This is a genomic window from Sphingomonas sp. R86521, from assembly GCF_042466235.1.
Lineage (GTDB): Bacteria > Pseudomonadota > Alphaproteobacteria > Sphingomonadales > Sphingomonadaceae > Sphingomonas.
Window position 1 is genome coordinate 3,559,138 of the sequence record NZ_JAXHBY010000001.1, and the last position, 23,104, is coordinate 3,582,241.

Annotated in this window: 22 protein-coding genes; 18 read left to right on the plus strand and 4 right to left on the minus strand. The window is 67.8% G+C overall.

The features are described 5' to 3' along the window. Window positions 1-28 precede the first annotated feature (28 nt). Complete coding sequence (locus SJY20_RS16405) at window positions 29-1,219, plus strand: hypothetical protein (protein ID WP_380788012.1); 1,191 nt, start codon at window positions 29-31, stop codon at window positions 1,217-1,219. Then, window positions 1,216-2,688, plus strand: coding sequence for a hypothetical protein (locus tag SJY20_RS16410; RefSeq protein ID WP_380788013.1), 1,473 nt, complete (start codon window positions 1,216-1,218; stop codon window positions 2,686-2,688). The genes SJY20_RS16405 and SJY20_RS16410 overlap by 4 nt, the downstream gene beginning before the upstream one ends. Here SJY20_RS16410 and SJY20_RS16415 read toward each other — a convergent pair. Both SJY20_RS16415 and phaR read right to left on the minus strand, forming a co-directional pair. After that, complete coding sequence (locus SJY20_RS16415) at window positions 2,678-2,842, minus strand: hypothetical protein (RefSeq protein WP_380788015.1); 165 nt, start codon at window positions 2,840-2,842, stop codon at window positions 2,678-2,680. The genes SJY20_RS16410 and SJY20_RS16415 overlap by 11 nt on opposite strands. A 20-nt stretch (window positions 2,843-2,862) precedes the next feature. Beyond that, complete coding sequence (gene phaR / locus SJY20_RS16420) at window positions 2,863-3,429, minus strand: polyhydroxyalkanoate synthesis repressor PhaR (protein ID WP_380788017.1); 567 nt, start codon at window positions 3,427-3,429, stop codon at window positions 2,863-2,865. A gap of 27 nt (window positions 3,430-3,456) precedes the next feature. Here phaR and SJY20_RS16425 point away from each other — a divergent pair, with 27 nt between their 5' ends. Then, window positions 3,457-4,536 carry an alpha/beta hydrolase gene (locus SJY20_RS16425; RefSeq protein WP_380788019.1) on the plus strand — a complete coding sequence of 360 codons (1,080 nt, stop codon included), beginning with the start codon at window positions 3,457-3,459 and terminating at the stop codon, window positions 4,534-4,536. Between the two features lie 97 nt (window positions 4,537-4,633). Continuing rightward, window positions 4,634-5,389 (plus strand): hypothetical protein, encoded by a 756-nt coding sequence (locus tag SJY20_RS16430; RefSeq protein WP_380788021.1) that lies wholly within the window; start codon window positions 4,634-4,636, stop codon window positions 5,387-5,389. Between the two features lie 364 nt (window positions 5,390-5,753). Here SJY20_RS16430 and SJY20_RS16435 read toward each other — a convergent pair whose 3' ends face one another. After that, entirely contained in the window at window positions 5,754-6,734 is a 981-nt protein-coding gene (locus SJY20_RS16435) for an NAD(P)H-quinone oxidoreductase (protein WP_380788023.1), read from the minus strand. 105 nt (window positions 6,735-6,839) lie between these two features. Here SJY20_RS16435 and SJY20_RS16440 point away from each other — a divergent pair, with 105 nt between their 5' ends. The 14 genes from SJY20_RS16440 to SJY20_RS16505 all read left to right on the plus strand — a co-directional run bounded on the left by SJY20_RS16440 (window position 6,840) and on the right by SJY20_RS16505 (window position 20,998). Further along, a complete protein-coding gene (locus SJY20_RS16440) occupies window positions 6,840-7,034 on the plus strand; it encodes a DUF1192 domain-containing protein (protein ID WP_380788025.1) in 195 nt (64 codons plus the stop codon). Between the two features lie 131 nt (window positions 7,035-7,165). Next, window positions 7,166-9,481: an ATP-dependent Clp protease ATP-binding subunit ClpA gene (gene clpA / locus SJY20_RS16445; RefSeq protein WP_380788027.1), complete on the plus strand. Its 2,316-nt coding sequence runs from the start codon at window positions 7,166-7,168 to the stop codon at window positions 9,479-9,481. 190 nt (window positions 9,482-9,671) lie between these two features. Then, complete coding sequence (locus tag SJY20_RS16450) at window positions 9,672-11,324, plus strand: diguanylate cyclase domain-containing protein (protein WP_380788029.1); 1,653 nt, start codon at window positions 9,672-9,674, stop codon at window positions 11,322-11,324. Between the two features lie 66 nt (window positions 11,325-11,390). Next, a complete protein-coding gene (locus SJY20_RS16455) occupies window positions 11,391-11,591 on the plus strand; it encodes a hypothetical protein (RefSeq protein ID WP_380788031.1) in 201 nt (66 codons plus the stop codon). A 55-nt stretch (window positions 11,592-11,646) separates the two neighbouring features. Then, the gene (locus SJY20_RS16460; protein ID WP_380788033.1) at window positions 11,647-11,886 is read left to right on the plus strand and encodes an exodeoxyribonuclease VII small subunit; all 240 of its coding nucleotides are present in this window, start codon (window positions 11,647-11,649) and stop codon (window positions 11,884-11,886) included. A gap of 1 nt (window position 11,887) precedes the next feature. After that, window positions 11,888-12,787 carry a polyprenyl synthetase family protein gene (locus tag SJY20_RS16465; RefSeq protein WP_380788035.1) on the plus strand — a complete coding sequence of 300 codons (900 nt, stop codon included), beginning with the start codon at window positions 11,888-11,890 and terminating at the stop codon, window positions 12,785-12,787. Window positions 12,788-12,796: 9 nt separating this feature from the next. Next, entirely contained in the window at window positions 12,797-13,300 is a 504-nt protein-coding gene (coaD, locus tag SJY20_RS16470; RefSeq protein ID WP_380788037.1) for a pantetheine-phosphate adenylyltransferase, read from the plus strand. 78 nt (window positions 13,301-13,378) lie between these two features. After that, a complete protein-coding gene (locus tag SJY20_RS16475; protein WP_380788039.1) occupies window positions 13,379-14,101 on the plus strand; it encodes a peptidylprolyl isomerase in 723 nt (240 codons plus the stop codon). Window positions 14,102-14,105: 4 nt separating this feature from the next. Beyond that, window positions 14,106-15,131 (plus strand): tRNA preQ1(34) S-adenosylmethionine ribosyltransferase-isomerase QueA, encoded by a 1,026-nt coding sequence (gene queA, locus SJY20_RS16480; protein ID WP_380788041.1) that lies wholly within the window; start codon window positions 14,106-14,108, stop codon window positions 15,129-15,131. Beyond that, a complete protein-coding gene (locus SJY20_RS16485) occupies window positions 15,128-15,619 on the plus strand; it encodes an EF-hand domain-containing protein (protein ID WP_380788043.1) in 492 nt (163 codons plus the stop codon). Before queA ends, SJY20_RS16485 begins: the two co-directional genes overlap by 4 nt. Next, on the plus strand, window positions 15,616-16,749 hold the full coding sequence (gene tgt / locus SJY20_RS16490) for a tRNA guanosine(34) transglycosylase Tgt (protein WP_380788045.1): 1,134 nt from the start codon (window positions 15,616-15,618) through the stop codon (window positions 16,747-16,749). Before SJY20_RS16485 ends, tgt begins: the two co-directional genes overlap by 4 nt. Before the next feature lie 38 nt (window positions 16,750-16,787). Then, window positions 16,788-16,991: a hypothetical protein gene (locus SJY20_RS16495; RefSeq protein WP_380788047.1), complete on the plus strand. Its 204-nt coding sequence runs from the start codon at window positions 16,788-16,790 to the stop codon at window positions 16,989-16,991. Between the two features lie 2 nt (window positions 16,992-16,993). After that, entirely contained in the window at window positions 16,994-19,822 is a 2,829-nt protein-coding gene (locus tag SJY20_RS16500; protein ID WP_380788049.1) for a M16 family metallopeptidase, read from the plus strand. Window positions 19,823-20,005: 183 nt separating this feature from the next. Beyond that, window positions 20,006-20,998 carry a cell wall hydrolase gene (locus SJY20_RS16505; protein WP_380788051.1) on the plus strand — a complete coding sequence of 331 codons (993 nt, stop codon included), beginning with the start codon at window positions 20,006-20,008 and terminating at the stop codon, window positions 20,996-20,998. Between the two features lie 42 nt (window positions 20,999-21,040). On the opposite strand, the gene thrS is transcribed toward SJY20_RS16505, so the two are convergent. Beyond that, on the minus strand, window positions 21,041-23,056 hold the full coding sequence (thrS, locus tag SJY20_RS16510; protein WP_380788053.1) for a threonine--tRNA ligase: 2,016 nt from the start codon (window positions 23,054-23,056) through the stop codon (window positions 21,041-21,043). Between the last annotated feature and the right edge of the window lie 48 nt (window positions 23,057-23,104).

The following is a 23,104-nucleotide window of genomic DNA, read 5'->3' on the forward strand; positions in this document are numbered from 1 at the left end:
CCGTCTCGCCAACCCGCTAGGCGGCGCCATGCGCTTTGCCCTCCTGTTCGCTCTCGTACTGCTGAGCGCAGCCGCGCCAGACCCGGTCGGTCCCGGCGCGCGAGACCCCGGTGTCGCGCGACTGGCCGCGGACAGCGAGACGCGGTGGGTGCCGTTCGACCTTACCCCCGGCAACCAGATTCGTTTCACCATGCAGATCGACGGCCGCGACGTCACCGCGATCCTCGATACCGGCGTCAGCTTCACGCTGCTCGCGAAGACCTCGCCCGCGATCCGGCCCGGCAAGGTCGTCGCGGGGGGGACCGCGACTGCGATCGGCGGATCGGTCGCGCTGCAATGGATGCCGACGCGCACGCTGACGATCGGCGGAGTCAGTCGCATCGGGGGCGGCGTCACCGTCGCCGACCTGCCCGCGATCGCCACCGGCAGCGCGGATGCGGTCGACCTGCTGGTCGGCCGCGACCTGATCGCCGCCTATGCGCTCGACATCGATTATGCTGGGCGGCGCTTCCGCCTGCTCAAATCGGGCCGGATGCCGTTCACCGGCGAGACCGCGCCGCTGACCATCTCCGCCAAACGCCAGGTCTATGAGAGCGCGGCGACGCTCGGCGGGCATCTGCTGACGCCGCTGATCGTGGATACCGGCGACGGATCGTCGATCACCGTCACCGACGCGGGCTGGAAGGCGGCGAGGCTGACCCGGTTGCCGACCACCACGACGATCGCGTTCGGGCTAGCGGGCGCGGCGGTCAGTGGCCTCGCGATCGTCCCGACGATCCGCCTCGGCGAGCTGACTGCGCGCGCGGTCGAGGTGCGAATCGAGGGTCCGGGCGGGTTCTCGCAGGCGATCGGCGCCGCCGGGCGGATCGGATCGGGGTTCCTGCAGGACTACCGCGTGCTGCTCGACCCGGGCGCGCGCCGGATGATCTTCGCGCCGGGCGCCAGGGCCGGCACGCCGCCGCTACGCTCGACGAGCGGCTTGCTGGTCGGCGTCGAGCGCGACCGGCTGAAGATCCTCCACGTGATGCGCGGCGGACCCGCCGCCGCGAGTGGATGGAAGGACGGCGACACGATCTGCGCGGTCGATGGCGTGCCGATCCCCGCCGACTATCCGACCAGCCCGCTCGCCAGCTGGGCGGTCGGCAAACCAGGCCGGATCGTCCGGCTCGCCGGGTGCGACGGCACGGTCAGACCCCTGACGTTGCGGAGCTTCTATTGACCCTTACCTTACCCGGTCGCCGCGGGATCGCGGTCCTGCTGCTGCTCGTCGCGCTGGCGATCCGCGCCTGGGACTTCGGCAACCCGTCGATCGATGTCGACGAGCAATATTATCTGCTGGTCGGCGACCACGTGCTGCACGGCGCGGTGCCGTATATCGACCTGTGGGATCGCAAGCCGATCGGCCTGTTCGCATTGTTCGCGGCAATGCGGATGCTGCCCGGCGACGGCATCCTCGCCTATCAGCTCGTCGCGACCGCCTGCGCCTGGGCGACCGCGCTGGTCGTCGCGGTGGCGGCGGAGACGCTGGGCGCGAACCGGCGCGGGGCGATTGCCGCGGGGGTGGTCTATCTCACCGGGCTGTCGCTGCTGAGCGGTGGCGGCGGCCAGGCGCCGGTGTTCTACAATCTGCCGATGGCAGTGGCGGCGCTACTGACGCTGCAGTTGCCGGCCAGGGCAGCGCACGGACAGATCGGCGCGATCATCGGCACCGGGATTATCGCCTGCCTGCTCGCCGGCATCGCGATCCAGCTGAAATACACGCCGATGTTCGAAGGCGCGTTCTTCGGTCTCGCGCATTGCTGGTTCCTGCGCCGCGCCGGTGCGCGTGTCGGGACGATCGTCGGCGCCGCGTCGCTGTGGATCGCGATGGGGCTGGCGCCGACGCTGGCGGCGATCGGCTGGTACCTCGCCAAGGGGCCCGCCGCGTTCGACGCGTTCTGGTTCGCCAACGTCACCTCAATCGGCCTGCGTCCCGGCTATCAATTCGGCCAGCTTGCCGGTCGCGTGCTGACCATCGCCGGGCAGCTGCTGCCGCTGCTGATCGCCGCCGCGATCACCTGGCGCTACCGGCAGCGCGAAGGTCTTGCCGCGCAGGTCGTGACGGTCGCGGTGGCGTGGACCGCGGCGGCGCTGGTCGGGTTCTTTATCATCGGCACGTTCTTCGATCATTACGGCCTGCCGCTAGTGGCGCCGCTCGCGATCCTCGCCGCACCCACGCTCGGCCGGTCGCGCCGCATGCTCGCGTTCGCGCTGGTCCTGCCCGCGGTAATCCTGGTTGCCGACCGTGTGATCAAGCCGGACGAGCGGGCCGGCGCACGCGCGGTGTCCGCGGTGGTCGCGGCCAACATCGGCGACGAATGCCCGTACGTGTTCGTCGGCCAGTCGATCATCTATCACCTGGCGCACGCCTGCGTACCGACGCCCTACGCCTTCCCCAATTTGCTCGCCTATTCGACCGAACAGGGCGCGATCGGGATCGACCAGACCGCCGAAGTCCGCCGGATCATGGCGAACCGCCCGCCGGTCGTGGTCACGTCGGACCGCCGGTCCTCCATCTACAATCTCGCCACGCTGCGGGTGATGAAGGCGGCGCTGGCCCGCGACTACCGCGTCGTCTTCACCGTGCCGCGCGCCAGCTGGCATACGGTCGTCTATCTGCGCCGCGACCGCCGTTTCGTCAGGCCTTGAACGCGAGGCCGGCAGTGACCGCGAGCGCGATCAGCGCCAGCATCTGCACCGTCGGCCAGTCGACCCAGCCGACCGCGTCGGGATCGTTCCTACGACGCCGCCGGCGATCGCCCAGCCCGGCGGCGACCGCAACCGCGCCGAACGCGGCACTCACGCTCCACAACACCGCATGCATCAGTGGCTGAGCTTCTCGACCTTGTCCTTCAGGCTGGCGAGTTCGTCGCGCAGCGCGGCGATCTCGTCGTCCTGCGTGGCGGCCGGTTTCGGCGCTTCAGCAGCAGCCGGTTCCGCAGCGCCGGGGGTGGCGAACGCCTGGGTTGCGGTTTCGAACATCGCCATGTTGCGCTTGGCGATCTCGGCGAACGGCGAGTTGGCGAACGCGCCCTCGACCGCGGACTTGAACTGGTCGTGGTTGCGGCGGAAGCTGTCCATCGACGCCTCCAGATACCCCGGTACCATCGCCTGCATCGAATCGCCGTACATCGCGATCAGCTGGCGCAGGAACTTGACCGGCAGCATCGTCTCGCCGCGGCTTTCCTCTTCCATGATGATCTGGGTCAGGACATTGTGCGTGATGTCCTCGTCGGTCTTGGCGTCGAGCACTTTGAATTCGCGACCCTCGCGCGTCATCGCGGCGAGGTGTTCTAGCGTGATGTAGGACGATGTTTCGGTATTGTAGAGCCGCCGATTGGCGTATTTCTTGATGATGACGATGCCATCCGCTGCCGGTTGCTTTTTCATGGATCCCCCTTTTTTGTCTTTATGCCGATGAGTACAATCTTTGATGACGCACCGCAACACGGCGGCACCCACGGCCCTCGGCCGCTGCCGCTGTTCCTGGCGATGCTGCGCAGCGAAACCGCGGCGGATCCGGCCCGGCTGACGCGCGCGCTGGCCGGGCTGCGCGCGTATCAGGATGCCCCCCGCGAGGCGCCGATGCCGACGATGCCCGCCGTCGCGCAGGCTGGCCGCGCGACGCTGCGCGATTACGGCGGATCGGGTCGCCCGGTGGTGTTCGTGCCCTCGCTGATCAATCCGCCCGGCATCCTCGATCTGTCGGCGGAGACGTCGCTGCTGCGCTGGCTCGCGACGCAGGGGATGCGTCCGTTGCTGGTCGACTGGGGAACGCTGGGGGCCGAGGATCGCGACCTCGATCTGACCGATCATGTCGAGACGCTGCTCGTACCGCTGCTGCTGAGCCTGAGCGAGCCACCGGTGCTGGTCGGCTATTGCCTGGGTGGTACGCTGGCGGTCGCGGCCGCGGCACGGACGCCGGTCGCAGCGCTCGTGTCGATCGCCGCACCGTGGCATTTCAGCGGCTATGGCGTGCAGTCCCAGGCCGCGATGGCCGCGATGTGGGCGGCGGCGGCGCCGGTATCGGCGGCGCTGGGGATGCTGCCGATCGAGGTGCTGCAGGCCGGCTTCTGGCAGCTCGACCCCGCCCGCACGATCGCCAAATACGCAGCGTTCGGCGCGATGCCACCCGAGGGCGCCGCCGCCCGTGCGTTCGTCCGGCTGGAGGATTGGGCGAATACCGGCGCCCCCCTCCCCCATGCCGCCGCAAGGACGCTGTTCGAGGAGTGTATCGCACAGGACAGCCCCGGTGCGGGGCGGTGGCCTGTCGGCGACGCGATCGTCGATCCGATGCGACTCGGCTGCCCGGCGATCGAGTTCGTCTCGCTGACCGATCGCATCGTTCCTGCCGCGACCGCGATCGGCCTGCCCGAGCGTCGCGACCTTGCGCTGGGCCATGTCGGCATGATCGTCGGCACGCGCGCGCGCACGGCATTGTGGCATCCGCTCGCCGCCTGGATCGGCACACACGCCGCGCGCAACCCGTTTTGGTGATCGATTTTTTTGGTACCGGCTGGGTAAACTGCAAGACCTTGGAAAATCAGCGATAACCGGAATAATAATGGTTATTATCCAGTTTTCTTAATTTGGTATGGTTAATCAGCGCTTTACTGCAAAGTTGTCGGTCTTAATTAGCGACTCATCGGTGGACTCGGCAACGGCTCGACGAAGCATTCCGGATCCTGAACAGTTGATCGGCGTAATTACCGGCATCGTTCGTTTTGGCGGACAATATCTAGTGCATGATTTCTTCATTGGCAGTGCTCTGTCCAGTAACGGTGTTCGCGGCAGCCTTGCCCTGCACGATGCCTTCTGTATCTCAATCCAGTCGCGGGCGATGAACGACCATCTGTTCGTCGGACTGCACGACGAGGCACCGTGCATGGTCGTCTACGATCGGGCCGGCATCGTCGAGCGTCATCGCCTCGACCGTGCGCAACGCCCCGACGACGACGCACAGGCCAGCGATGCGGCACGACGTCGCGCGTTCGGGTTCGTCGCACCGACCCGGCTCGACGGCCGGGGGCGGATCGCGATCGCGCCGTGGATGTGCGCCCGCCGCACTGCCCCCCAACGCGCCCTGCTGGTCGGCATGGGGGATCATTTCGAGATCTGGAACCTCGACCAGGTGCTCGAACAGGGCCCCGCCGACCTCGCCATGCTCGCCACGCTCCACATGACCCCGCCTTCCCATAAGCCCTCCCCGAAGGATGCCCGCAATGCCGCTTCCCTGCACCTTGTCACCACACCGCGCCGCACCCGTCGTGATCGAGAATCAGGGGTTCCTGTTCAGCCGGTGTCGGCGCTGCCAGTGCGACCTGGTCTGTTCGTCTTCGGGGCCGCCTAGCTGGCACGCGGTACCGGATGGGTTTCGCGTCGCATGGCGCGGTACCGACGTCTCGGTGTTCGAACACGTGCCGCTGGCCGACCGTCTGCGCGGCCATGTGCGCCACGCGACGACGACGGTTCGGGACGCCGCGCATCTGGCGGCGACGGTCGTCGGCTGGCGCGTGGTCGATAGCGCGCGGACGCTCAGGACGCGGGTCGACGCCGCCTATCTGGCGAGCAAGCGTATGATCCGCCTGCCGAACCTGGCGCGCACCGGCGATACCTGCGTCGTCATCGTCAACCTGACGATGCGCCGCGACCTCAGCCTCGACAATCTGGTCGTACTGAGGCCCGACCCAACCGCTAGGCCGCGGGCCGCAGCGTCACCCCATCGTCAGCACGATCTTGCCGACATGATCCCCCGCCTCCATCCGCATGTGGGCGGCGGGTGCTTCGGCGAACGGGAAGCTGCGGTCCATCACCGGCTTCAGTTTGCCGGCCTCGACATGCGGCCAGACGGTCTGCGCCAGTTCGTCGGCGACCAGCGACTTGAACGCGGTATCGCGCGGGCGCAGCGTCGATCCGGTCAGCGTCAGGCGACGGCGCATGATGTCGAAGATCTCGATCGTCGCGGTCGGGCCGCCCTGGACCGCGATCGAGACGTGCCGGCCGTCCTCGGCGAGGCATTTGAGGTTGCGCGGCAGATAGTCGCCGCCGACCATGTCGAGCACCGCCGCGACGCCGCGGCCTTCGGTGATCTCCTTCACGCGTTCGACGAAGTCGCTGGTCTTGTAGTTGATTGCGTGGGTCGCGCCCAACCCCAGCGCGGCCTGGCATTTCTCGTCCGAGCCGGCGGTGACGATGATATCGATTCCGAACAGCCCGCACAGCGCGATCGCCATCGTGCCGATTCCGCTGGTGCCGCCGTGCACGAGCACGGTGTCGCCCTCGGTCGCATAGGCGCGCTCGAAGAGGTTGGTCCACACGGTGAACAGAGTCTCGGGTATCGCCGCGGCCTCGATCATCGACATGCCTTCGGGGACCGGCAGGCACTGGCCCGCCGCGACCGCGACATATTCGGCATAGCCGCCACCGGCGAGCAGCGCGCAGACGCTCTGGCCGAGCTGCTCGGAGCCAACGCCCTCGCCGACCGCGACGATCACGCCCGAGACTTCGAGCCCCGGGATCGACGGCGCACCCTTGGGCGGCGGATAGCCACCCTTGCGCTGCAGCACGTCGGGGCGGTTGACGCCCGCCGCCGCCACCTTGATCAGGACCTCGCCGGCCGCGGGCTGCGGCACCGGGCGGTCGACCAGTACCAGCACCTCGGGACCGCCGGGCTCCGCGGGATCGATCGCCTTCATTGTATTGGGCAAGCTCTGCTGGTCTACGGTCATCGGCGCGATTTACCCTGTATGATCGGGGGCCTTATTGACATGCGCCCGGTGCGGGTCAACGTTGTAGGCACGATGGACCCGGACGACACCCTATCGCGTCCCGACGACCTGCTCGATGCCCTGGTACGCCAGGACCTCGATCCGCTGTCGGTCGCCGAGCTGGATGCGCGGATCACCGTGCTGCAGGGCGAGATCGCGCGCTGCCAGCAGAAGAAGGATCGCGCCGTCACCCACCGCGCCAGTGCCGACGAGCTGTTCCGACGGTGAGCGGCGCGGCATCTGCCCGGCCACACGCCAGGCGGGACCGATGCCGGTTTCAAGTGCTTGATGCGCGCGATGACAATCACGACATGGACGTAAAGGGCTCGCGGTCGCGCGGCCCGACTGGAGTATTGTAAATGCCTTCATTTGCACCCGCCCTCGAGACCACGCTGCACAAGGCGCTCGAGGCCGCGTCGTCGCGCCGCCACGAATATGCGACGCTCGAACATCTGCTGCTCGCCCTGATCGACGACGAACATGCGTCGAAGGTGATGGGCGCCTGCAACGTCGACGTCGGCGAGCTGAAGACCACGGTCGCGCATTACCTCGACACCGAACTCGACGCTCTGAAGGTCGATGCGGCGACCGACCCCTCCCCCACCAGCGGGTTCCAGCGCGTCGTCCAGCGCGCGATCCTGCACGTCCAGTCCTCGGGCCGCGACGAAGTCACCGGCGCCAACGTGCTCGTCGCCTTGTTCAGCGAGCGCGAAAGCTATGCCGTCTATTTCCTGCAGCAGCAGGACATGAGCCGCCTCGATGCGGTGAGCTTCATCAGCCACGGTGTCGGCAAGGGCGGAGCCACCACCGAAGCCTCGACGCCCAAGGGTGCCGACGAAGAGAAGCCGGTCAAGGGACAGGAGAAGGGCAAGACGGAAAGCGCACTCAAGCAGTTCACGGTCGATCTCAACGAGAAGGCCAAGAACGGCAAGGTCGATCCGTTGATCGGCCGTGGCCCGGAAGTGGATCGCACGATCCAGATCCTGTGCCGCCGGTCGAAGAACAACCCGCTCTATGTCGGGGATCCCGGCGTCGGCAAGACTGCGATCGCGGAAGGCCTGGCGCGGAAGATCGTCGAGGGCGACGTCCCCGACGTGCTGAAGCCTGCGGTGATCTATTCGCTCGACATGGGCGCGCTGCTGGCGGGTACGCGGTATCGCGGCGATTTCGAGGAGCGGCTGAAGGCGGTCGTCAACGAGCTCGAGAAGCTGCCCGATGCGGTGCTGTTCATCGACGAGATCCACACCGTGATCGGTGCCGGCGCGACCAGCGGCGGCGCGATGGATGCGTCGAACCTGCTCAAGCCCGCGCTGTCGGGCGGCACCATCCGGTGCATCGGATCGACGACCTACAAGGAGTTCCGCAACCACTTCGAGAAGGACCGCGCGCTGCTGCGGCGCTTCCAGAAGATCGACGTCAACGAGCCGACGATCGAGGATACCATCAAGATCCTGGCGGGGCTGCGCTCCGCGTTCGAGGACCATCATTCGGTCAAGTACACGCCCGACGCGATCAAGGCGGCGGTCGAGCTGTCGGCACGCTACATCAACGATCGGAAACTGCCCGACAAGGCGATCGACGTGATCGACGAGGTCGGCGCGATGCAGATGCTGGTGCCGCTCAACAAGCGCAAGAAGACGATCACGCCGAAGGAGATCGAGCTCGTCATCGCGACGATGGCGCGCATCCCGCCGAAGAGCGTGTCGACCGACGACAAGAAGAGCCTGGCCAGCCTCGAGACCGATCTCAAGCGGGTGGTGTTCGGGCAGGACAAGGCGATCGAGCTGCTGTCCTCGGCGATCAAGCTGAGCCGTGCTGGCTTGCGCGATCCCGACAAGCCGATCGGCAACTATCTGTTCACCGGTCCGACCGGCGTCGGCAAGACCGAGGTCGCACGCCAGCTGGCGACGATCCTGGGTATTCCGCTGCAGCGCTTCGACATGTCCGAATACATGGAGCGGCATTCGGTCAGCCGGCTGATCGGTGCGCCCCCGGGCTATGTCGGGTTCGACCAGGGTGGCTTGCTGACCGACGCGGTCGACCAGCAGCCGCACTGCGTGCTGTTGCTCGACGAGATCGAGAAGGCACATCCCGACCTGTTCAACATCCTGTTGCAGGTGATGGATAACGGCCGCCTGACCGACCAGCACGGCAAGTCGGTCGATTTCCGCAACGTCATCCTGATCATGACGACCAATGCGGGTGCCAGCGACATGGCGCGCGAGACGCTCGGCTTCGGCAATCTGAGCCGCGAAGGCGAGGACGAGCAGGCGGTGCAGAAGATGTTCACGCCGGAATTCCGCAACCGGCTCGATTCGATCGTGCCGTTCGGATATTTGCCGACCACGGTGGTCGCGCGGGTGGTGGACAAGTTCATCCTCCAGCTCGAACTGCAGCTGGCCGACCGCGGCGTGCACATCCAGCTCGACGACGAGTCGCGCGCCTGGCTGACCGAGAAGGGCTATGACAAGCTGTACGGCGCACGGCCGATGGGCCGCCTGATCCAGGAGAAGATCAAGCAACCACTCGCCGAGGAACTGCTGTTCGGCAAGCTGGTGCACGGCGGCGAGGTGACCGTGAAGATGAAGGACGGCGCGCTGTCGTTCGCGATCGAGGCGGCGGCGCCCAAGAAGCCGAAGAAGAAGGGCAAGACCGAGCCCGTCGAGGCGGAGTGATCAAGAGGCCCGGTTGCGATGCAGCCGGGCCTTTTTCTTGGCACGTGTTTGGGCATCGGATCGGCCCTCGATGGCGCTGGCCGAAAGATTTTTACAAGATGGAACCATTCCGGGGATAATCGTTCCGGCGTTTACCCTTCGTTCGGGTTCGTTACGCTAGCGTTACCCCATGAAGTGGCGACGGGCGTTGATGAGGTTGGCCGCGATGGCGATGCTGGCGGTGGCGTTTGCGCTGTCCGCATCGCCCGCGGTCGCGAGGACTCCGATCACGGTCTGCATCGCGCCATCGTCCGCCGGGGACGCCCCCCGCGCGCTGTTCGCGCATCCCGAACGCTTCGATTGCACGACCTCGCAAAACCGGTTGGGGTCCGGCGACTTCTGGGCGATGTCCCAGCCGCTGCCGAACGACACCGCGATGCACGGCCTGAACGCCGGGATGGCGAGCCTGTGGCAGGACGCGGTGACGCTGTACGTGCTGTATGCCGACGGCCATATCGCCCGCACCGGCTTCACCAGCGCCAATGCCGGGCATCACTTGCGCCTCGGTGCGACGCTGGCGCTGTCGGTGCCCGCCTACGACGCCAGACCGGTGCGGCTGCTGTGGCATGTCGAGGGCGCGGCGAACATGCGCGGCATCCTGCTCGGCGCATCGCTGGCCAGCGACGCCGAACAGACCGAGTCCGACATGGTGCTGGCGGTGCTGTATGGCGCGTTCGCCGGGATGGCGATCGCGCTGATCATCTACAACCTCGCTTTGTGGGGGGCGCTGCGCCAGTCGTTCCAGCCGGCCTATTGCGTGCTGCTGCTCTGCCTGCTCGGCTATGCGATCAGCTCGTCGGGCGCGCTCGGACGATGGCTGCCGGACTTCGACAACAACGATCGGCTGCGGGTCAACGCGGTGTTGCTGGCGGCGTCGGCGATGGCGGCGGTGGTGTTCGCCCGCGCGTTCTTCGAACAACGGGTGTTCCACGGCTGGCTCGGTCGGGCCGCCGATATGGTGATCGTCGGGCTGGCGACGACGACGATGGTTTATGTCACGTTCGCGCCGACGCGGATCGTCCTGCTCGATCACGTCGTCCTGCTGACCTATCTGCTGCTGCCGATGCTGGTGATCGCGGTGCTGGTGCGCGCGTGGCGCCAGCATAGCACCTATCTGTGGCTGTTCGCGCTTGCCTGGGGTGCGCCGATCGCGTTTGCCAGCCTGCGGATCGCCAGCGCGGCAAACCTGATCCCGTGGAATTTCTGGCTCGACCAGTCGACGACGATCTCGATGATGTTCGAGGCGCTGCTGTCGAGCGTCGCGATAGCCTATCGCATCCGCCTGCTGAGCCGCGAACGCGACGAGGCACGCGTCCAGGAAAGCGCGGCGCGGCTGCTCGCCGACACCGATCCGCTGACCGGGCTGCTCAACCGCCGCTCGTTCCTGGCGGGCGCGATCGGGCGGAACGGCGACCAGGCGCTGTTGATCATCGACATCGACCATTTCAAGGCGGTCAACGAGACCATCGGCCATGACGGCGGCGACGAAGTGCTGCGCGTCGTCGCCCGCGCGCTGCGCCTCGCGGCCCCGGTCGATGCCCTCGTCGCCCGGATCGGCGGCGAGGAATTCGCGATCGTCGCGCACGAATCGTCGCGGCTGGCACCCGAGACGATCCTCGCGGCGCTGCGCCGCGCGCGCATGCCGTACGACATCGCCGTCACCGCGAGCATCGGCACCTGCATCGGTCCGATGCTGCGCGAAGCCGACTGGAAGCGGCTGTATTGCGACGCCGACCGCGCATTGTTCGCGGCCAAGGCGGGCGGGCGCGACCGCGTTCGCGACGCCCACAGCCTCGCCGCCTGAGCCTTGCCGCCTGAGCTTGCAAACGCTGCGACCGTACGGCATTCGTGGCGCCGGGGAGTAATCGAGATGGCAGCCAATCGGAAAATGGTCGTGGGTCTGGTGGTGCTGGGCGTGCTGGCGCTCGCGGCCCGGCATCCGACCGCGGATCTCCGCCTGATCACCCATGACGTCCGCGATCCCTCGCCGCACCAGATGCGTGCGGCGGTCGATTTCGGGCTGGTCGGCGTCTCGATCCTCTACACCTGGACCGTCGACCGGCTTCGGTAACTGCGCGCCACAGCGCGCCTTGACCCTCGTTGCGCGCCTGCGCCATAGCGGCGCCATGGAAACGCCGATCGAAGACCTCTCGTTCGAGGATGCACTGAAAGACCTCGAGACGATCGTCGGGCAACTGGAAAGCGGCGACACGCCGCTGCAGCAGGCGATCGAACTCTATGAGCGCGGCAACCGCTTGCGGCTGCGCTGCGCCGAACGGCTCGACGCGGCGCAGGCGCGGATCGAGTCGATCCGGCTGGACAGCGACGGCAAGCCCGTCGGCGTCCGCCCGTTCGCGGCGGGCTGAGATGACCACGATGCCCGTCACGCTGGACGCCGCGATCGCCGAGGTTTCGGCCGAGATCGACCACCAGTTCGACCTGCTGCTCGCGATCCCCGACGATCCCCGCGCCGACCTGTACCGGGCGATGCGCCACGCGGCGATGGCCGGCGGCAAGCGGTTGCGCCCGCTGCTGGTGTTCGCCACCGCGACCTTGTTCGATGTCGAGCGCAATTGCGCCGCGCGCGCCGCGACCGCGCTGGAGGCGATCCACGTCTATTCGCTGATCCACGACGACCTGCCGGCGATGGACGACGACGACATGCGCCGCGGCAAGCCGACCGTGCACAAGGTGTACGGCGAGGCGTGCGCGATCCTGGCGGGGGACTGCCTGCATGCGCTGGCGTTCGAGCTGCTGGCCGACCCTGCGACGCATCCCGATCCGTTCGTCCGTGCCGACCTCGTGCTCGACCTCGCGCGCGCGGCCGGTCCGGCGGGGATGGCCGGCGGGCAGATGATGGACCTGAAGGCGGATGGCTCGCGGTTCGACCTGCCAACCGTCACGCGGTTGCAGCAGATGAAGACCGGCGCGCTGATCGCGGCATCGGTGGAGGCGGGTGCGATCCTGGGTCGCGTGCCTGAGGCAGGACGGGTCGGCCTTCGCGGCTATGCGCACGATCTGGGGCTCGCCTTCCAGATCGCCGACGACCTGCTCGACGCGGAGGGCGACGAGGCGCTGGCGGGCAAGAAGCTGCGCAAGGACGAGGTCGCCGGCAAGGAGACGTTCCTGACGCTGCTCGGCCCCGACCGTGCGCGCGCGCAGGCCCGGATGCTGGTCGACCAGGCGATCGCGCACCTGCACAGCTATGGCAAGGAAGCCGACCTGCTGCGCGATATCGCGCGCTTCGTCCTCGAACGCGATCGCTAGGAACAGGCCATGACGCGTATTGGTGTCTATCCCGGAACGTTCGATCCCGTGACGCTGGGTCACATGGATATCATCCGGCGCGGTGCGAAGCTGGTCGACACGCTGGTCGTCGGCGTCACCACGAACGCCTCCAAGTCGCCGATGTTCACGCTCGACGAGCGGCTGGCGATGGTCCGTCGCGAGGTCGCGCCGATCGGCGGCGACATCCGGGTCGTCGCATTCGATTCGCTGCTGATGGACTTTGCCGAGCGCGAGGGCGCCAAGGTCATCGTCCGCGGCCTGCGCGCGGTCGCCGACTTCGAGTACGAATACCAGATGGCCGGGATGAACCAGCAGATCAATCCGCGGGTCGAGACCGTGTTCCTGATGGCCGATGTCGCGTTGCAGCCGATCGCGAGCCGGCTGGTCAAGGAAATCGCCCTGTATGGCGGCGACATCGGCAAGTTCGTACCCGATGCGGTCAGTGCCGAAGTGATCGCGCGGGTTGCGTCGATCGGCCGCAAAGGCAGCTAGACCGGGCCCGTCACGTTCAGATTGGCGCAACCCCCGATTTGCTCTAAGCGGCGACATCCTAATGCGAGTGTAGATTTGATGCGCTTTTTCGCCGCTATGTTTGCGATGCTCGGTTGCCTGATCGCGGTGCCGGCCAGCGCCCAGATTACCGACCCGAATTCCGCGGTCCGCAAGACGCCGCCGCTGATCACCGATACGCAGAACCTGCTGTTGCTCGACCTGTCGACCGGCGGCCGCGTGACGATCTGGTTGCGGCCGGACGTCGCGCCGCTGATGGTCGATCGGATCAAGACGCTGACCCGCGAGCATTTCTACGACGGGCTCGCGTTCCACCGCGTGATCGACGGCTTCATGGCGCAGGGCGGCGACCCCAAGGGCGACGGCACCGGCGGATCGAAGCTCCCCGACGTCAAGGCCGAGTTCAACTATCTGCCTCATGTCCGCGGCGCGGTGTCGGCGGCGCGGTCGGACAAGGAAGACAGCGCCAACAGCCAGTTCTTCATCGTCTTCCAGCCGCGGCTGGCGCTCGACAAGAAATACACCGTGTTCGGCCGCGTGATCGACGGCATGCAATATGTCGACGCGATCGAGCGCGGCGAGCCGCCGGCGAACCCGTCGCGGATCGTCCATGCCTTTATCGCCGCGGACAACCCGCCGGCCTATGTCGCTGGCGCGCCGGCGGCAGCGGCTAATCTCGGCGCCCCGGTGACGTTGCCCGGTACCAAGACCGGTCCGGATGTCGCTAAGCCCAAGCTGGCGCCCGCAAAGCCGGCCTCCAAGAAGGCGCCTGCGAAGACGTGATCCGGTGAACGTCGACCTTTTCGACTTCGACCTCCCGAACGACCGTATCGCGCTGCGCCCCGCGTCGCCGCGCGATGCGGCGCGGATGCTGGTGCTCGACGGCGATGCGACTCGCGATGCGGGGGTCGCCGATCTGCCCGGGCTGCTCAGGCGGGGCGACATGCTGGTGTTCAACGATACCCGCGTGATTCCGGCGCAGCTCGATGGCCAGCGCGGCGATGCGCGGATCGGCGCGACGCTGCACAAGCGCGAGGGGCCGCGGCGCTGGCGTGCGTTCATCCGCAACGGACGGCGTCTGCGCGACGGCGATGTGATCGACTTCGGATCGGGCGTATCCGCAGCGGCAGTCGACCGCGAGGACGACGGCAGCTTCGCGCTGGAATTCGTCGGCGACGAACCGGTGGAACTGCTGCTGGAGCGCGCCGGGCACATGCCGTTGCCGCCCTATATCGCCGGCAAGCGCCCGACCGACGAGCGTGACGCCGCCGACTACCAGACGATGTTCGCCGCCGAACCGGGCGCGGTCGCGGCCCCCACGGCCGCGCTGCACTTCACTCCGGCGCTGATGGCGGCGCTCGAAGCCGCAGGCATCGGCCGGGCGACGCTGACGCTGCATGTCGGCGCGGGGACGTTCCTGCCGGTCAAGGCGACCGACACCGTCGACCACCGCATGCACGCCGAATGGGGCCGGATCGACGCAGCGACCGCCGACCAGCTGAACGCGGTCCGCGCCGCCGGCGGCCGCGTGATCGCGGTCGGCACGACGTCGCTGCGCCTGATCGAAAGCGCGACCGATGCCGACGGCGTGATCCAGCCGTTCGAAGGCGACACCGCGATCTTCATCACGCCCGGGTATCGCTTTCGCGGGATCGACGGCCTGATAAGCAACTTCCACCTGCCGCGATCGACCCTGTTCATGCTGGTTTCGGCGCTGATGGGGCGCGAACGGATGCAGGCGGCGTACGCGCATGCGATCGCCGAACGCTATCGGTTCTACAGTTACGGCGACGCATCGTTGCTGCTGCCATGATCCTGCTCGCACTGGCTTTGCTGCAGGTCGAGGTATTCGTGACCGCACCGGGGAAGGCGACGCCGCAGACTCCCGCGACGATCGTGGTCGAGCCGGCGGCGATGTTCGCGGCGGCGTGCGATGGGAACGGCGATGCGATGGTCACCCGCGCCGAACTGGCGGCGTGCGTCGCGCGCGGTTTTGCGGAAGCGGACACCGCGAAGGCCGGATCGCTCGGGTATCTGGGTTATTCCGATTGGGCGTTGCGGTGGCTGGGCGACCGGACCGCGCTGCCCGCACCCTATGACGTCGACCGCGACGGCGACAACCGGATCACGCTGGCCGAGATGCAGCGCCAGTTCGACCGGCTGTTCTCGCGCTGGGACGTCAATCACGACGGCGAACTGGCGCGGTCCGAATTGCTGACGTTCAAGACCCGGCCGATCGACGCGAACGGCCCGACCACCCCCGTGCGTCCCGGCGGCAAGCCGGGCGGGAAACCGAAATGACCCCACGCTTCGCCTTTACCATCGCCGCTATCGACGGCGCCGCGCGTACCGGCGCGATCGAGATGCGCCGGGGCACGATCCGCACGCCTGCGTTCATGCCGGTCGGCACCGCCGCCACCGTCAAGGCGATGAAGCCGCGCGACGTCGAGGCGGCGGGCGCCGACATCATCCTGGGCAACACCTATCATTTGATGCTGCGGCCGGGCGCCGAGCGCGTCGATCGGCTCGGTGGGCTGCACGGCTTGATGGGCTGGAACCGGCCGATCCTGACCGATTCGGGCGGATACCAGGTGATGAGCCTGGCCGACCTGACCAAGCGGTCGGAGGAGGGGGTCGCGTTCAAGTCGCACCTCGACGGCACCCGCCATTTGCTGAGCCCGGAACGGTCGATCGAAATCCAGCGATTGCTCGGCTCCGACATCGTCATGGCGTTCGACGAACTGGTGCCGACCACCAGCACCCGCGAGGTCCAGGCGGCGGCGATGGAGCGATCGATGCGCTGGGCCAAGCGCAGCCGCGTGGCGTTCGACGGCGGCGAGGAGCATGCGGCGGGCGCGGCGATCTTCGGGATCCAGCAGGGCGCGCTCGACCGCACGCTGCGCGGCGACAGCGCAGCGGCGCTGACCGATATCGGCTTCGACGGCTATGCGGTCGGCGGGCTCGCGGTCGGCGAAGGCCAGGACGCGATGTTCGGCTGCCTCGACTTCGCGCCCGGGCAGCTGCCCGCCGACAAGCCGCGATATTTGATGGGGGTCGGCAAGCCCGACGACATCGTCGGCGCGGTCGAGCGCGGCATCGACATGTTCGACTGCGTGATGCCGACGCGGTCGGGGCGCACCGGCCAGGCGTTCACGCGCGACGGGCCGATCAACATCCGCAACGCGAAGTTCAACGAGGACCAGGCGCCGATCGATGCCGCCTGCCCCTGCCCGACCTGTGCGACGTGGAGCCGCGCCTATCTGCATCATCTGGTCCGCGCCGGCGAGATGCTGGGTGCGATGTTGATGACGGAACACAATATCTGGTTCTATGAAACGCTGATGGCGGATCTGCGCGCGGCGATCGCGGGCGGGACATTGAAAGCGTATGCGGACCAATTCCGCCTGCGCTACAAACGCCCAGTGCTGTAAAGCCAAGGTGCTGTAGAGCAAAAGTGTAGGAGTACATCATGACCAAGCCGACCCACGACGCCCCGAACGAGATCCTCGCCGCGGCGAAGGAAGCCAAGGACCACGCCGAAGCCGCCGCCAAGACCGCGGTCGACAAGGCGAAGAGCTGGCCGCTGGGTGCGATCGGCCTTGGGGTCGGGATCGGATCGGCAGCGATCGCCGGCGCCGTGCTGTACGCCAACCGCCCGCGTTCGAAGAAGTAAGGATGCGCCTGCTCCGCTCCGCCTTGCTGCTCACCGCGGCACTCATTCCCTTGGCGGCAGCGGCGCAGAAGCCAGCGCCGACGCCCGCGGTTGCGGTCAAACCGATCGCGTTCACCGAGAAGACGCTGGCGAACGGCCTGCGCGTCTATGCGATCCGCGATACCAAGACCCCGAACGTATCGGTGCAGGTCTGGTACGACGTCGGATCGAAGGACGACCCGAAGGGCAAGTCGGGCTTCGCGCACATGTTCGAACACCTGATGTTCAAATCGACGCGCAACCTGGTGTCGGAGCAGATGGACCGGCTGACCGAGGACGTCGGCGGCTATAACAACGCGTCGACCAACGACGATTACACCAATTACTACGAGGTGGTGCCGGCCAACCACCTGCAGCGGCTGCTGTTCGCGGAAGCCGACCGGATGGCGAGCCTGGTGGTCGAGCCCAAGAGCTTCGCCTCCGAGCGCGACGTCGTGAAGGAGGAGCTGCGCCAGAGCACGCTGTCGCGGCCGTACGGCAAGCTGTTCTCGGTCTATATGCCGGCGCTCGCCTATACCACGCATCCCTATGCGCGCGGCACGATCGGCAGCCTGGAGAACCTCGAAGCCGCGGGCATCGACGACGTCCGCGCCTTCCATGCGACCTATTACCGGCCCGACAATGCGGTGCTGGTGGTATCGGGCAATTTCGATCCGGCGCAGCTCGACGCCTGGGTCGCGCAGTATTTCGGCGGGATCGCGCGGCCGGCCGGGCCGATCCCGCGCGTCACCGTCGCCGAGCCGCCGCGGACCGTCGCGGTCACGCGAACGGTGTACGAGCCCAACACGCCGCTGCCCGCGGTGCTGATCAGCTATCACGTGCCCGCCGACCGCGATGACGACATCCCCGCGCTGACCGTGCTGAAGGCGGTGCTGGCGACCGGCGAGAGTTCGCGGCTGTACGAGAGCCTGGTCTACCGCGACCAGCTGGCGCAGTCGGCCGAGGCGTTCCTCGATACCAAGCAGTCGACCGGCAATTTGGTGGTCTATGCGATCCTGGCGGGCGGCAAGACCGCGGAAGCGGGCGAGGCGGCGCTGAAGCGCGAGGTCGCCCGGTTGCGCGATGCGCCGGTGACGGCGGCGGAGCTGAGCGAGGCCAAGAACGAGATCCTCACCGCGACGATCAAGAGCCGCGAGACCGCCGAAGGCAAGGCGAGCACGCTGGCGTCGTCGGTGATCGTCGATGGCGATCCGCGTGCGGCGGACCAGCAGCTCGCGGCGATCGCCCGGGTGACGGCCGCGGACGTGCAGCATGTCGCCCGCGCCTATCTGGCCGACAACCAGGCGGCGACGATCCGTTATCTGCCGCTGGCCGCCAAGCAGGGCAGCGGCGACACCATCGCGCTGGCCCCGACGGTGCGCGTCGCGGACTTGGCGGCGCCGGCCAACGTCGAGATCGTTACCCCGGCCAGCGAGGCGGACCGGGTCAAGCCCCCCGCCCCCGCGCAGCCGATCGCCGCGGCGATTCCGCAACCGGTCGAGATGCGCCTCGCCAACGGCATGCGGCTGATCGTGGTCGAGCGCCACGACCTGCCGATCGTCACCGCGGCGCTGATCGCGAACGGCGGCGGCGCGACCGACCCGGCAACGCGTGCGGGGGCCGCAAGCCTGGCCGCCGACCTGATGACCAAGGGGACCAAGACGCGATCGGCGACCGAGATCGCGCGCGCGATCGAATCGCTCGGCGGATCGATCGGCAGCGATGCCGACCGCGATGGCGCGTCGGTCGGCGTGACGGTGAAGTCCGACCAGCTGGTCCCGGCGATGGCGATCCTCGCCGATGTCGCGATCAACCCGGTGTTCGCCCCCGAAGAGATCGAGCGCGCCCGCGCGCAGGCGATCGACGGCGTCACGTTGACGATGAAGGACCCGGCGCAGCTTGCCGGGCTGGTCGCCAACCGCGCGGTGTTCGGCGCAGCGCCGTACGGCATGGCGCTGGAGGGAACCGCGACGTCGCTGAAGGCGATCGCCCGGACCGACCTGACCGCATCGTACGCGCGGACCTGGCGGCCCGACGGTGCTGCCCTGGTAGTGGTCGGCGACATCACGGCGGCAGCGGCGAAGCGCCTGGCCGAGGCCGATTTCGGCCGCTGGAAGGCGCCCGCTTCGGGTGCGACCGCTACCCCTGCGGCCGGTCCGGTTCCGGCGCCTCGCGTCATCGTCGTCGACATGCCCGATGCCGGCCAAGCCGGCGTGGTGGTCGCACGGCCGGGTATCGCGCGGACCGATTCGCGCTTCTATCCGCTGGCGGTCGCCAACACCGTGCTCGGCGGCGGCTTCTCGTCGCGGTTGAACCAGGAAGTGCGGATCAAGCGCGGTCTGGCCTATGGCGCATCGAGCGGGGTGCAGGCGCGGCGCCTGCCCGGCATCGTCGCGGCGCGGACGCAGACCAAGAACCCGACCGCGGCCGAGGTGGTGACGCTGATCGAGGCCGAGATGACGCGGATGGGTCGCGAGCCGGTGCCGGCCGCGGAACTGGAAACGCGCAAGGCGGTGCTGGTCGGCGGCTTCGGTCGCACCATCGAGACCACCGATGGCGTCGCCGGGATCCTGGGCAACTACGTCATGCAGGGGGTCCCGCTGTCCGAGCTGCAGCGCTACATACAGGCGGTCGGGGCGGTCGATCCGGCAGCGACGCAGGCTGCCGCGGCGGCGTTGCTCGATCCGAAGGCGGCGAGCATCGTCGTGGTCGGCGACGCGAAGCAGTTCATCGCGCCGCTGCGGAAGGCCTATCCGAACGTCGAGGTGATTCCGGAGGCGGCGCTGAAGCTGGATAGCGCGACGTTGAAATAGGGCCGCGGACTCCTGCGCAATCGTTGCCGGATCGCGGTTTCGTCCCACTGCAGGACGGCGGCATATTGGTAGCGGAACGGTAGCACCCGATCGGCTATGGCAGGTGGCGGGCGCTGGCTAGAGGCGGCCCGCTGGCCGAGAAGGTATGGGCTTTTGCGCGTTCGGTTGACGACACTCCGGCTGATGGGCCGCATCTGGGCTGCGCTGGTCGCGGTCGGGCTGGTCGTGGCCGCGGGGATGTCGGCGCATGCCGCGCTGCGCGCGATGGATGCGCATGAGGCCGTGACGACGGTGGCCGATGCCCGCCGCGGGTATGAGGCGGACGAGCATTTTCCGGGTGCCGCGTTGATCTATGCGGATCGCCCGGCCATAGCCGGTACGGCGGCGCCGGCGATCGGCGTGACCGGGACGATCGCGCTGCCCGACCTGCCGATGTCGGCCGCCGCCGCCGACCGGATCGTCGCGTCCGATGTCGGCATTACCACCGCACCGCCGTTTTCGATGGCGCGGGCAAGCGCGGCCGATCGCGCCCGCGCGGTGCAGTGCCTGACCGCGGCGATCTATTACGAGGCGGCGTCGGAACCCGATCCCGGGCAGCAGGCGGTGGCGCAGGTGATCCTCAACCGCGTTCGGCACCCTGCGTTTCCGGCAACGGTGTGCGGCGTGGTGTACCAGGGGTCGGAACGGACGGTCTGCCAGTTCAGCTTCGCCTGCGACGGCGCGATGGCGCGGGTTCCGTCGCGTACTGCGTGGCTGCGGGCGGAGCGCGTCGCGGGTGCGGCGCTGGCGGGCTATGTGTTCGCCGGGGTAGGCCTTGCGACGCATTACCACACCTATGCGGTGACCCCGGCGTGGAACCGCAGCCTGGTGATGACCGACGTGGTCGGCGCGCATTTCTTCCATCGGTGGAAGGGGTTCTGGGGCACCGCCTCGGCGTTTTCGCAGCGCTATCTGGGTGGTGAGCCGGTGCCGGGGCCGCATCTGCCGGTTGCCCCGGTTACGCCGCTGACGCTGGCAGCAGTGTCGGCCACGGTGCCGACGCTGCCGCTGGTACAGTCCGATTACGGTCGTGGCGATACACCGCAGGTGACCCCGCCGGCCGCAGCGGCCTCCGACAACCTGCCACCGGCGTCGCAGGTGCTCGACCGGTGGAAGGATTCGGGCAAGCCGCTCTGAGATCGTTTCGGCGACCCCCGCGCCATCGCGGGGGTCGCCCGTTCAGGCGTTCAGGCCGGGCTGTGCAGCCAAATCGGGTGCGATCGCTTCGGTCCGCAGGCGTTCGACCGCTTCGTCCAGCGTCAGGATGGTCTGTGCCTGGCTGCCGAGCGTGCGCAGCGCGACCTTGCCCTCCTCGGCCTCACGCTTGCCGACGACGAGCAGGTTGGGGACCTTGGCCAGGCTGTGCTCGCGGACCTTGTAGTTGATCTTCTCGTTGCGCAGGTCGGTCTCGACGCGGAGCCCGGCCTTGCGCAGCGCCGCGGCAACGGTTTCCGCATAATCGTCGGCGTCCGAGACGATCGTCGCGACCACCACCTGCACCGGCGCCAGCCAGAGCGGGAAGCGCCCGGCATGGTGCTCGATCAGGATGCCGATGAAGCGTTCGAACGTCCCGAGGATCGCGCGGTGGAGCATCACCGGGCGATGGCGCTCGCCGTCCTGGCCGACATACGACGCGTCGAGGCGGTCGGGTAGCACGCGGTCCGACTGGATCGTGCCGACCTGCCAGGTCCGGCCGATCGCGTCGGTCAGGTGGAATTCGAGTTTGGGTGCATAGAACGCGCCCTCGCCCGGCAGTTCCTCGAACTTTTCCTTGATCGCGTCGGACAGGTTGGAGCTCATCACCGCCTCGCGGAGTTCGCCCTCGGCCTTGTCCCACATGTCCTCGCTGCCGAAGCGCTGGTCGGGGCGCAGCGCGAGCTTCACCGCGTAATCCTCGAAGCCGAGGTCGCGGTAGACGCTGTCGAGCAGTTCGCAGAAGTTCTGCACTTCCTCGACCAGCTGGTCCTCGCGGACGAAGATATGCGCGTCGTCCTGGGTGAACTGGCGAACGCGCATGATGCCGTGCAGCGCGCCGTGCGGCTCGTTGCGGTGGCAGCAGCCGAATTCGGCGAGGCGCATCGGCAGGTCGCGGTACGACTTGATCCCCTGGCGGAAGATCAGGACGTGCGCGGGGCAGTTCATCGGCTTCAGCGCCATCAGGTCGGCGGTGCCGCTGAAGATCGCGGCGTCGTCCTCGGTACCCGGGATTTCGTCGGGCACCACGAACATGTTCTCGCGGTACTTGCCCCAGTGGCCGGACTGCTCCCACTGGCGCGCGTCCATCAGCTGCGGGGTCTTCACCTCCTCATAGCCGGCGGCGTCGAGACGGCGGCGCATATACGCCTCGAGCTGGCGCCACAGGACGAAACCCTTGGGGTGCCAGAACACCGAGCCCTGCGCCTCGGACTGGAGGTGGAACAGGTCCATCTCCTGCCCGATCTTCCGATGGTCGCGCTTGGCGGCTTCCTCAAGGCGGAAGAGGTGCTGATCGAGCTGCTTCTTGTTGAGCCAGCCGGTGCCGTATATGCGGCTTAGCATCGCGTTCTTCTGGTCCCCGCGCCAGTAGGCGCCGGACACGCGTGTGAGCTTGAACGCGGCCGGGTCGAGCTTGCCGGTCGAGACCATGTGCGGGCCGCGGCACATGTCGAGCCAGTCGCCCTGGCGATAGATCGTCAGTTCCTCGCCCTCGGGCAGTTCGGCGGCCCATTCGGCCTTGAAGCGCTCGCCTTGCTGGGTCCAGCGGTCGATGAGCTGTTGGCGGCTCCAGACTTCGCGCGTGAACGGTTCGTTGCGGGCGATGATCGCACGCATCTCGGCTTCGATCGCGGGCAGGTCGTCGTCGGTGAACTGGCGCTCTTTCGGCGCGAAGTCGTAGTAGAAGCCGTCGTCGGTCGCGGGGCCGAAGGTGATCTCGGTGCCGGGGAACAGGTTCTGCACCGCTTCCGCCATGACGTGCGCGAGATCGTGGCGGACGAGTTCGAGCGCATCAGCCTCGTCGCGCGCGGTGACGAGGGCAAGCTGCGTGTCGCCCTCGAACGGGCGGTTGAGGTCGCGGACCTGTCCGTCGATACGCGCGGCGAGCGCGGCCTTGGCGAGACCCGGGCCGATCGCGGCGGCCACATCCGCAGGGGTAGTCCCCGGCGCAACCTCGCGGACGGAACCGTCGGGCAGCGTGATGCGGAACATGGCGGACATGGAAAGGCTTTCATGGAGGCGTTGAGAGCGGGGCTTATGCCGTCGCTA